Consider the following 12658-nt stretch of genomic DNA (forward strand, 5'->3'; position numbering starts at 1 on the left):
CCGTAGTTTCACTACGTTGTCAGAGAGGCTTTATTAACTCTCGTAGGTTCATCTGACGACACAAATGGTTTTCGGAATTTCTTCCGATTAACAACTCAAAACAGCGACTTTTCTTGTCGCACCACACCTTTCGCAACTGGTTGCAGTATGTGTAACTCATTGTATTTATTCAAGATAAAGTAATATTTGCAAGAATCTAATGCGAAATTCTAAATATTTGCTAATTAGCAATCAAAAACCAGTATGCAAATGTGCATCACTTTTAAATATTTTGTAAGTTGTATCTGATGCAGATCCGCATACTGGTACTCGTAACCAGTTGAAATATATAGCCTAATATGATCTAATTGTGATTAGGGGTGGCGTGCATGGATGCATCAGCCAGACAACCAACACAATCGCAAAAGAGGTTATATTATGGCTAGAATCACCGTGACCTTACCTGACAATCTTCATAAACAAATAATTAAAATAGCCGGTAAGGAGAATGATTCACTCTCTTATACGACAACACGGCTTGTTGAAATTGGACTGATGGTGATGAACAGTAAGTCTGATAATAAAGATGAGCAGAAGACTACAAACATTGAAGAGTATTGCCAAAAACTCATTATTCAAATTAATGGCATCATCAAAGAAATTGCCGTTGATAAATTTAATTTTGATGATGATAAAATCGTTCAAATAACTAAAGATACCTTAAACAAATTTAATAAATTAAAAGGTATTCAACAGGAATCACTATAGCCTTTATCTTGCCCTTAGACTTTTAACATATTCCTCATAATCCGTTGGTCCTAGGTTCAAATCCTAGTGGGCCCACCAACAAAATCAAGTAGTTACATGTAATTTGCCAAATTGAATACCTCTGAGGGGCACTGATGGGGCACTCAGAAATAACAAATCCCAACGCATAGCAACAAAAGATAGTGTTTTCAACAAATCATTAGCGCTCAATTTAATACATTTACCTTCCCCCTACTCATTAAAGAATTCTCCCAATTGTCCGATAGATTTAGTTACAGCTATTCCTTCAAGCTATTCAATATCATAAGGACGGGCATTGGAATGTATCTTGCAAAGCTTAGTATTAAAAATTTTCGTTCTATGTCCTCTTGCGAAATAAATTTTCGAATGGGTTTGAATATCATTGTAGGTGAAAATAATATCGGAAAAAGCACTGTAATAGATGCGTTACGTGCTCTATTACCCAGTATTGATCAGCAAAATCTAAATCTTACTGATCTAGATATCTGTACAGGCAATCCAGATAGTCCTATTGAGTTGGAATATATATTTGATGGACTAACCAGAGACGAAGAGGCTATTTTCATTGAAGCATTAATTCCATATGAAGAAAGATTTCAAGCACATTTCTTTGTGCGACTTTCACCGGGTAAATATGGAAGGCGTTTAATTTCCAAAAAATGGTGCGGAGCACATGAAAATCAAACTCTATCAAGCGAAATACTTGAAGAACTTGTTAGTGTATATCTTCCTCCTCTTCGAAATCCAACAGAAGGGTTAAAACCTGGCTACACAAGCCAGATTGCTAGACTCATTAAATGTTTTTCATCTAAAGATGATGAAGAAAGATTAATCAGCCTTGTAGAAAATGTTGATGAGGAACTAAAGGTACAACCCCCTGTTTCAAAAGCATCAGAAGCTATTAACCAAAAAATAAAGGATATAACCGGTGAGGATTTATATCGACAAATTGAATTGTCCTTCTCTGGAACAGAGTTTAATAAAATTCTTGGGCGACTTGCTCTTTTCATCGAGGGCATGGATGTTGAGCAAAATGGGCTTGGATATAATAATGTTATTTTTACAGCTGCGGTACTTGGCCAACTAACACGCGAACATAAAGCAACCTATCGAGCCCTTCTTATTGAAGAACCAGAAGCCCATCTCCACCCACAATTACAGGTTCTTTTATTGCAACATTTAAAAGAACAAGCAAACCCAATTAATGCACATAAATCTGATAATATAAATTCGGATGAACTACAGCCTGAATCTTTAGCTGTCCAAGTAATTGTTACATCTCATTCACCCATATTTGCTAGCCAAGCTCCGTTGGATAGTATTGTGAGCCTTTGTGGAATTGGAAAATGTTTTAGTATTGCGTCACTAAAAAATAATCAGTATAAGAAAAAATTAGAGCGCTATTTAGACGCAACTCGTGCTGAACTATTTTTTGCTAAAAAAATAATCATGGTTGAAGGAATTGCCGAGGCGATGCTTATATCTCTTTTTGCTAAAACCATGGATATTGAACTTAAAGAAAAATCGGTCTCAATAGTAAATGTGCAAGGGTTGAATTTTGATGCCTTCCTTTCTATTCTCTCCGAGAAAGGTATTCAAATACCATGCGCTGTTATTACAGACTCAGATCCGTCAAAAGATAACTATCCTACCGCTCAAGAGATAGTTATTTCTTCACCAACAGCAATAGCACTGAAAGCTAAAGAAACAGATTTAATAAAGGTTTTTTTGTCTCAGAAAACATTTGAGTATGATCTTGCACTTTACCCTGAAAATTTACCAGTACTCATAAAAGCTTTTAAAACCTGCCATCCTAGAGTTGGGGAGGATCTAGAGGCAAGATTACAGAGTGCTCCAAACAACTTGGAAAAAACTAAAATGTTTTTTTCTAGTTTTATACATTCGTGCAGATCAAAAGGCGAATTTGCGCAAGAGCTATCTAACTTACTGGAAGAAAATACAAGTTTTATTGTTCCAGATTATATTCTTAATGCAATAAATTTTATAACGGCTGAAAATATTATATCCCATTCGAGTGAAAATGATGGATTTTAATAATGTACTTTCAGGGGCAACCCTCGAACAACAAGATATTATTAAAAACGCATCAAGCTCTGCAGCGATTATATCTTGTCCCGGCAGTGGCAAAACATTTACGGTATCTCTACGAATGGCTGATCGTATTAGAAATTGGAAATCTCAATATTCAGGCATTGCTCTCCTATCACATACCAATATAGCCATTAAGAGCTTTGAAAAACAGTTCAAAGAATTAGGATATTCATCCTTGCCGCAATCTCCCCATTTCGTTGGTACTTTAGACGGGTTTATAACAAGATTTTTAATTTCTAATTTTGGCCATATCGTCATGGGATCTGAATGTCCGCCAACGTTAGTTAGTGGACACGAAAACTTTCTCAATAATCAGGATCAATTGAATGTATCTTTTCCAAAGAAACCTTACGGACATATCCCTATTAGTATAGCTAAGCTTAAAATAGGGATAAGTGAAGGAGACGCACCATTATTTTATTTTCACCAAAATGGTATTTCTTACCCTATAAATCAATCTCAAGCTCTACAAAAACTAATAATTTTGGGCAAACAAGGTTTATACACGCATGATCATGCGCGATATTGGGGTACCAAGGTCTTAGATGAGATCCCTAATCTAAGTAAGATTCTAGCTAGACGCTTCCCCGAGATCATTGTAGATGAGGCGCAAGATACTAATATATGGCAACAACGAATTTTATGTCACTTGGAGCAATTAGGCTCTAAGCTTATGTTGATAGGAGACCCAGACCAAGCTATTTTTAAATTTGATATTGGTAATGCCGATCATTTGAATCAGCACGCAAAACGGCATAACGTAGATAACAAGAAAATTTCTAAGAATATTCGATCAAATCAAGACATAGTTGCTGCAACCAAAATTTTTGGCAGTTCAGCTGATATGTTTTCCGAAAATGTATGTTCTGAAGCGTGGCAAGGAGTATTTTTAATTAAATATGATATAAATGAAGTTAACTCTGCCGTTCAAAAGTTTAATGAACACATAATTAGTTATAAATTAAACATAAATAATTGTGCAGTTGTAGCCAGATCTAGAGAAATGGTCAGAAAATTGCTTGGAGATAATAGTACTTATAAGGCTACGATTACTCATAGGTTTGCTAAAGCAGCCTTGCAAAGAGACTGTCATAAAGATTTACTCGGTGCTTATGAACAGTGTACAGAGCTTGTTTTATATTTGTGTAAAGCTAGTCAAAAGTGGAAAGAAATAGATAGGAATAACAGTCAAAGTGAATTCCGTAAGAAGTTCAGGAAAAAGTTATGGAATTTTGTAAAAGATCCTGAGAACGGCCTTCCCCACACCGCTTTAAAAGCTAAAAGTGAATGGCACCCTAAACTAAAAAATGCTCTTCAAATCCTATGTCAAGAATTGTCCTCCATTGAAGGATTCAATTGCCCTGAAAGACTGGGTAATTCTATAAACAATGCCGGTCTTACTGACGTCCCTATTTCCAATAATATAGTTCCAAGTAACCAGACTGGAATACATATAGACACTGTTCATGGGGTGAAGGGCGATACCTTTGACGCAATTCTTTATATAATGACAGAAAAACACTTAGCCCCTCTGTTAAATAAACTGAAAGGAAAGGATTACAACAGTGAACTTTTAAAAATTGGATATGTCGCTATGACCCGTCCTCGTCACCTACTCTGGCTAGCTATACCTGAAAAATCTTTTAGTAAACATCATCAAGTGCTTATTAATGCTGGCTTCAAACAGCTGCTAGATTAATAAACTAACCTCAAACTATTTTAAATTAACCGATCAATTATTTAACATAATCGTCTAATTTTTTTTTACTGCCACTATAGTGCTCCATATTGAATAAAGTAAAAATAAATACCCTATTTTTCATAATGTTACTTTATGTAATCATAGGATTATATATCAATGGCAGATATTTTCAGTGTGAGCATACGCTATGCTATGGTTGGAGTATCTAAAGCTCCATTTCTATTTCACTCCTTGTTTTTGTGGGCAGTGTTTTTTCAGGAGTGAAGGAGCCAGATTTTTCTAATGCTTGTTGACTTTTGTTGTAAGCTGCGACTAATTGATTTAAGTCTCTTTTATTGTCAATGTTTGCAGCATTGTCTCTAATTGAAATGATTTGGCTGCCGCTTAACTTCATGGACTTTATTTGTACAAAATCGGCAATTGTTTTTTGTAGTTCAATTGACTTATCAACGGTTGATGAAATGGCTCCTATATCCTTTTTCATTAGTTGTTTTTGGATTTCAGCAATCCCTTTACTTAAATGAATATCGTTCCAGTCCGTTTTTGCTTTCCCCTGCAATCCATCCGGAAATACTGTTCTGGCACTTAAATTATCTTGTTTAAAGGCACCGATTGTTTTTTCGATGGCTTGTTGTGATTTAGCGAACTCTCCATCATTATCTCCTGCAATAACGACTTCCTTTGGATTGAATTTCTTGATGATTGGGATTAAGTTCTTCATATTTGACACACCAAGGGAACATAATACTGTGGCTTTGCTGTCCGCAAGGGCTATAGATGCTCCCGTTTCAAAGCCTTCGGCAATATAAAGACTGGCTCCTTGCATTCCTTTTTGAATAATCCCGCAACTGCCTTCGATGATTCCTTTAGATAGCTTTGGATTGTCCATGAATTTATTTTTACTGGCGGTGTGCTTGTCGAGGTAAATTCGTTGAACACCTGTTAGCTCATTTTTTTCATTTCTTGCTGCAATGATTAATGCTGGGATTTTATTAACTTTATCTTCCAATAATCCTTGTTCATTACAGTTTTTCCATTGAGTTCCAGTTGGCCAGAAACGTATATCCATTTTATCAATTGTCTCTATGCCTCGGTGTTTTTTGAGATATTTTTCGGCCAGTGTTCCCTTTGCAGGAATAGAACCACCCCAAATACTTTTGGCTGAAATTACTTTGTTCTTCTTTTCAAGGTCACTTAATGTTTGTAATTCATTTTTACTAGGAATGGGTGCTTTTAGAAATTTGGAAAGTTCTTCTAATTGATTAATACCTGCCATAGACGCAGCTTGAGCAAGTGCTTCTTTAAAAGACAGCCTATCTCTTGCCATAATCGCTTGAATCGGCGCGCCTCCTATTCCGTCACTGAAATCATGCCATAAGCCTTTGTCCTTGCCTTTCAAGCTTACAATTAAGCCACCAGAATAACGTAACTCTCTGGAGTTTTGTGTTTTTGGCTCACCCCAGATTGTTTTATAGGTAGTTTCTGGGTCGGCCATCAGAGCTTCATTAATAATTCTGGCATCCAAAAATTGTGCAGATTTTTGGATTTTTTGTAAGACCGGATTGGTTGATTGCAATGATTTTTGGGTGATCGTTTCTGGCTTAAAATCGTAGTTATTTTCTAATTCCTTATTAATTGTATTTACAGATGACACATTCAATGGATATTCTTGCAAAGCTAATTGATAACCGATGCCCTTTTCAATTTGCTTCATATGACTGGAAAGAGATAACCAGTTCTTTTTCCAGGCTGATATTTCTTTTGCAGAATGAGAGTTTGTGACGCTAGGGAACTGCATTGATAGTGTGTGTACGACTTCATTTAGCTCCTTAATTTCACGCAATTTTATTTGGTGGTTGCTAGCCTGGGCTAACAGCTTTTCTTTGTTGCCTTTTTCATAGGATAAAATTGAATCAAGGTACTTTGAGCCTTTTAATTGATGAGCCAATGCATCACGTTTTGATGACTGACTGATTGCTGCTGATATCAGCTTGTTATTTTGTACATTGCCATCAGCTTTATTAAGGTGCGCCTGCTGCCAAAGCCTGTAAGTTTGCATACTGGCTTTTTTGTAAGTCAGGAAACATTGATAGTCTTTTTTCTCAGGTGAAGAAATATTAGATAATCGTTCCTTTCTGTCGGTAACTCGTAGATATTTACTAAGGGTTTTAGATTCAATATTTGCTTCTTTAATAAAGGGATAATGGCCAGTGATATCATTTTTAATCTCATTAATTACTGCAAGACGTGTTTTGAAATTAGACTTACTTGCCGTAAATTGCTTGATGTTTTCCCGATACTGCTGTTTTTCTGTTTGTACTGCTAATTTTGCCAAATCCAGCTTGAAATAAGAGGCTATTTCAGGCATGGCTTTGTTTTGCATCAATTCGTGAGCTAACTCATTGCGGCGGGTGAGTAACTCAATAGATTTTGGATTACTACTCTTCCCTTCACTGTTTCCCGCTTCTTTTAAATTTGCTGACCAATTTTCTCTAAGCTCAAGCTGTAATGCTTTATAGACTTTGATGTTATCGAACGCCAATCTTCCCTCAGCACTTAATCCATTTCGAAACAATTTATCGCTATGCAAACGCGCATCTTTATGTATGGATTGCCATAATGATTCAGGCTTTTGATTCAATTCTTTTGCATGGGTTAAAACAAAAGAATGTGATAACTTGGATTCTCTTTTAATTTGGACTGCAAGCCTTTCTTTCTCTTCGCCTTGTGCGTTTAAATAAAGCGAAATATTGGTACGTATTAAGTCCCTTGTTGCCTGCTTGCCAAGTGATTCCAGGCGCATTTGTGCTTTTTTAAATTCCTTGCCATATTCATGCTGTGGCAATCCAATTCGATTTAGTTCTCCGATGGAAAAATGCTGCAAATAAGGTTTATAACGCTCCAGATCCCTACTAATTACAAAAGCTACTGCATTGCGTTTAGCGGACTGTTGTTGCAGAGCTTGTTTATTCTGATTTGAAATTCCATTATCCAACGATTGGGCATTGATATGCTGACTTCGTTTAAGGATTTGTTGGTTTAAAAACACGTACTGCCTGACAGTAGAAAAATCCTGCCTTTCTGATTTGGGTAGTGAATGTAATAACTTCGAGGTTTGGAAACGCAGAGCTTCACGCCGATAGGTACTAACACCAAAACCCAAGCGTTCTTTGGCAAGGCGATACAATTTGGGATCATTCACAATGGCAAATGCTAATTTTGCCGCTTTTCGATCTTCCCCTTGTTGTTTGCATTGAACATAGGTTTCTACTGTCTGTTCCAAGCCCTTCCAGTCCTGTTCTTTCGATAATTTTTTTTCAATGGCATTTTGTAAGACTATGCTGTTTTTGTGCTCTTTAAAACGTGCTTCATGAGCTTTCAGAGTATCTGAATCAACCATATCCATTGAGGAGTACTTGTCACTGTTATTGGTGGTAATGGCTTTAACCAGATGATCTTTATCGTCCGTGACTACTATCATTTCCCAAATACCACGGGTTGTTTCCACGTAATAGTTTTGGATGGTTGATGCAAATCGGTTTTGGCTTTCAATAAGGCCAAGACCTCTTTTTTTATCTTTTCCCTGGGTAGCATAGGTCGTGAGTACATAGCCATGATCAAGATGGCGTAGTTCTTTTGCTCCGTGAGGTAAGTGTAGGGTTTGATTGTCTTCCGTTATGATTGTTATTCCCTCATTGTTGATTTGTCTGATGGTTGCCAATTCAGAGTTGCGAATACCGTTGTGTTCAGAATTACGTTTCCATTGAATTTGATCACCGGCCATTAGACTCAATTGTTCTCGCCGATATACTTCAACAGGCCGTTCCAAATCTTTGTTTTCAGTTCTAAATTCAGGTAGTGAGGACAATTTAAATTTTATGGCTTGACCATTTTCATGCTTAAGAATCAGTATATTATTATGCTTGTTTTTGTTAGTGACCTGCCCAACAGTTAAATAATCTCCTGCTTTGATGTTATACCGCTGAATAGTATGATTAAAACGAATGATATCGTTTTGACTATAATAAGCTGCATTTCTGAGCTTAATTCCGGTTAAATTGCGTTCTTTTAATATGGGTTGCAGATGCTCTTGTCCGGTTAGTGTCACTTCTTGAATTAAAGCGTTTCGTAAAATCTGAGTTATATCCTGGCGATTTCTGTGCGTTGGGGCAAAGCATAGTGTGTTTTGGCGTTCTTCTGGTGTTAATGACAACCATTTACTTGAAATATAATCAACCCGTTTTAAATAAGTATCAAGCGTTTCCACATGAGTTAACTTATCAACGGCATCATAGATTTCACCTCTACCAGCATGAATTGCTGATTCCCTTAATTCTGAGTCTTTCTGGCGAAGATTATCCGTCATGGCAACCGTTTTAATCCCATAATCTTGAATGACAGAGAATAATTTCCCGCTGGATGGGGAAGGAAGCTGGGCTTTATCGCCAATGATCTTTAACTGGGTATTAAACTGTTCTGCCAGTTTGATGATTTTATGTCCTTGTGGATTAGATAACATAGAGGCTTCGTCCACCACAAATATGGTTTTACTTAAGTCCTGTTTCTGATTTTGCAATCTCCCTAACTCTCTTGCAAAGGTAGAAGCATTTAACCCTCCTTTATGGCGCAGTTCATTGGCGGCTGCCGAGCCTGCAGTAATACCACGAATTTCATAGCCCTGAAGGGATGCTAATTCACGAGTCAAACGTAGCATCGTGGTTTTACCAGTTCCTGCATACCCTTGAATGGCAATAAATCGGTCTGTTGAAGTTAGGAAGGTTGTCATGGCTTTTTTCTGTGAAGGGGATAAAGCAAATGCCATCTCCTGTTCTTTTGCTTTTATAAACTCACTGACTTTTTGTTTCGAACAAATAGCAGAAACAGCACCTTTACCATTTTCAATACGCTGGATGGCCTCGCTCTCAAGTGTTAGTTGCCAGGGCGTTGTCAATAAAGGCTTTTGTGTGAAGGGGTGTCTTGCCGTATACAGGTTTTGATTTGCAATGTTTTCATCAATGGCTTTATTAATTAAGGTTTCATCGATTATCTTATTGCTGGCGATTACATATTTTAGCGCTTCTTTTTTAAGTTCCCTTTCCTCAAACACCGCATGCTGTTGACTGATTGATTCAATGGCCACATACACAGACTCTCTGGCATGATTCATTTCGATGTTGTCCTTGCCATAAAAGCGCTCAATAATGTTTTCCTTTAAAGTTTGAAACAGATTTTGCTGAGGCTTATACGATGAGGCCACTAATTGATGCGGATCAAAGCCCATCCCCTGGCATTCATTGATGATGTCTTCTTTCCATTGATCATAATCTATGATTTCCTTATCCAATTTTGTTTTTTGAGCCGCAATTGAGGATGCTTTGGCACCACTCCAGCCTTTTTCATCTAATAGTGCTTCGATGGATTCCCTTCGTTTTGAAAAATGGGTTAATACCTGCTCAGGTGCACCCTGGATTTCCCACAAACCATCACCATCAGAAACCAGCTGATAGCCAAGTTCTTTGGTTAAATTTGCTAATTTGTTGCGAAATTTAAGCCCACCATAAATATGGTGTTTCATGATTTGTTCAACCACTCCTTTTTGACTATCCATGTCACTGGCAAGTGAACGCCACTTACCATCTGGACAGTGGGTCATATTTTGAACTACCAGGTGTGTATGCGAATTAGGATCATTGGCGCGAGAGCTTGGTTGACGAAAAGCAGCAATTACTAAATTTTGGGTGTCGATGTATTCAATTTTTCCGTCAACAAGTTGCCTTGCTTGGGCAAACTCCTTTTCCATTTCTTCAACGAACCATTCAACAGCCTTATCAAACACCTCTCCAAGCCTTGGATCAGCACCACTCTCAAGTAAAATTGAAAAAGATTTTGGGGCAGTAAGGGTCATATCAAAACCAGGACGATGATGGATACCGTCCTTATCGATTCGACCAAGTTGAGTACCATCCGGCAATGTACCTTTAAGAAGGGCTAACATCTGTTCTTTTTCTACTGTTTGCCCGTGGATCCCAAGAATTTTCGCTCCATCCCCTAACCAGCGCACACTTTTAGAATCATTTTCATAATAATTGACGACATCCAGATAATACGATGCTGCTCCATCAGCACTGTCTAATGGCTGAAGACTTAACATGCTTACCCCTTATTTGTTCTTATAAAAACTCAACAAGCTCTTTTTCTTCTTCAATCTTTTTTTCTCTGGCAATTGGTTTCGTAAGGTTTTTATTTGTTGAAGTTGCAGTCTCTAAAGCATCATCATGGGATGCGGCAAGGATAGGATCGCTATAGGTATCCACCAATTGTTCCACTTTTTGACGTAGCGGATCAGGATCAATAGCTCGTGCAATAAACTCTTCGTGAATGAGAGGATAATCAACGTAATTAAGCTTTATTTTTGCTGCAGGAAATTCACCTTTTACTCGCAAATACCCTTGTAGATCATTGATTACCTGAATTTGAGTTGGTAAAACCAATTGCTTTTCCTTAGTTTGCCGAGATACTGAAATCCCATCACGCATGGTGTTAGCACCATAACTAATAGATTCATTGACCTCTTCAATTTCATAGGTACCAATATTGCGGGAAGCATGTTCTGCATCAGTATGTTCGGGTAAACGGAGGAACAAGCGAGTCGAACACAAATTTGAAAGGGACGCGGCACCATCGTTACCATAGATAGTGCGCAACTGGGATGCACCATGATGGCCCAATAAGAAGCAACCACCAAATTTGCGACTTTCTGACTTGACTGCGGCTAAAAAGGGTAAAGCATGTAGAGTTGCCAATTCATCTAAAATAAACCAAACACGGCGGTTATCATCTGGCGCTAAACTTAAGAGCTCTTTGGTAGCCGTATTAATCCAAGCTGAAATCAGCGGTCTAATGGTTGGGTGTTTGCGCCCATCAGAACTGACAAACAAACAAGAGTTGCTCTGATCATTCAAAATCCAGTCCCGAATCGAAAAGATATCCCCGTCATCCTTTAAATACAATAAGGATTTTAAATAAGTAGCCATTACGGTTTTTACATTTAATGCAGTCTTTTGTACTTTGTCTGATACCAGAGATTCTGATTCAGTATGACGCAGTAGATGATGAATCCGACCTAAATCTGCAGTGAGTAAGTATTGCAACAACATTAGATTGGAGCGTTTGGGATCATTTTTCAACTCATTGGCAGTGGAGACGAAAATCATACGCGCGGCTTTAATCCAAAAGGGATCCATGGTGTTATTGATAGGCATTGGCATGATGGCTTCAGCAAGTGCTTCAAGATCGGCTTTGTCTTCACATTCCGCCCAAACATTCCATGAATGGCCTCTTGTATCTAAGGGATTTAAAATTACATCCTGATGTTCACGATAAAAACGGGATAAATAAGTTCCCCCTTTATCATAAATAATTGCACGCTCACCTCTGTCTTGTATCGTCGTTAATAGATCACGAATAGCAACCGTTTTACCAGAGCCCGTGGTGCCTACTATTTGTATGTGCTGGGTTTCAGAACCATAGGGCAGTGACACCCCACCAATACGATAGGGAGAAACCCTACTGGTTTTTTTGATGCGCTTTTGTAATGTGCTTTCATCCACTAACTCACTGCCTCGAATGATCTTGGCTTTACTTTGATTTTCCCCTCTTTTTTGTAACCACTTAACCATGACAATTAACATCATGACAGAGGCAAATAGTGCCTCTATCATGCTCTTAAGTAGAGCTTGTTTTAATTGATTAACAATGCCGATGACCATGGGAGCTTTTACAATTTGCGCTGAATACACTGGATAAGATTCACCCGTTGGCATGCGAACCACTTGCTTGGTTTTGCTCTGTATTAAAGTCATTGCCTGGGCTTTAACCCATTGCTGGCCAATATAACGTTGATACGCACTGGTATTAAAATAAAAAGCCAGACTTAAGAAAATAAAAAAAACTATCAGCATAGCAAGGCTTACTTTCTTACCTACCTGTGTGAACATGCGGACATTGTGCAAAAAGATTTGACCGCCGCGAATAAATAATTTTGTAGGATTTACCGCCATCATTGACTCCGAATCG

5 protein-coding genes are annotated in these 12658 nt (G+C 37.8%); 3 read left to right on the top strand and 2 right to left on the bottom strand.

Going from position 1 to position 12658, the window contains the following annotated elements; translation table 11 throughout:
- Nucleotides 1–417 precede the first annotated feature (417 nt).
- From ACWTEW_RS10955 to ACWTEW_RS10965, 3 genes are all read left to right on the top strand, one after another.
- A complete protein-coding gene (locus ACWTEW_RS10955) occupies nucleotides 418–747 on the top strand; it encodes a hypothetical protein (protein WP_223499473.1) in 330 nt (109 codons plus the stop codon).
- Between the two features lie 321 nt (nucleotides 748–1068).
- Entirely contained in the window at nucleotides 1069–2823 is a 1755-nt protein-coding gene (locus ACWTEW_RS10960) for an ATP-dependent nuclease (RefSeq protein WP_131774921.1), read from the top strand.
- Nucleotides 2810–4579, top strand: coding sequence for a UvrD-helicase domain-containing protein (locus ACWTEW_RS10965; RefSeq protein WP_131774922.1), 1770 nt, complete (start codon nucleotides 2810–2812; stop codon nucleotides 4577–4579). Before ACWTEW_RS10960 ends, ACWTEW_RS10965 begins: the two co-directional genes overlap by 14 nt.
- A 208-nt stretch (nucleotides 4580–4787) precedes the next feature.
- Here ACWTEW_RS10965 and traI read toward each other — a convergent pair whose 3' ends face one another.
- Both traI and traD read right to left on the bottom strand, forming a co-directional pair.
- Complete coding sequence (traI, locus tag ACWTEW_RS10970; RefSeq protein ID WP_131774923.1) at nucleotides 4788–10733, bottom strand: conjugative transfer relaxase/helicase TraI; 5946 nt, start codon at nucleotides 10731–10733, stop codon at nucleotides 4788–4790.
- A gap of 19 nt (nucleotides 10734–10752) precedes the next feature.
- Entirely contained in the window at nucleotides 10753–12645 is a 1893-nt protein-coding gene (gene traD, locus ACWTEW_RS10975; protein WP_131774924.1) for a type IV conjugative transfer system coupling protein TraD, read from the bottom strand.
- Nucleotides 12646–12658 lie beyond the last annotated feature (13 nt).

It is taken from the genome of Legionella stuttgartensis (assembly GCF_977063405.2).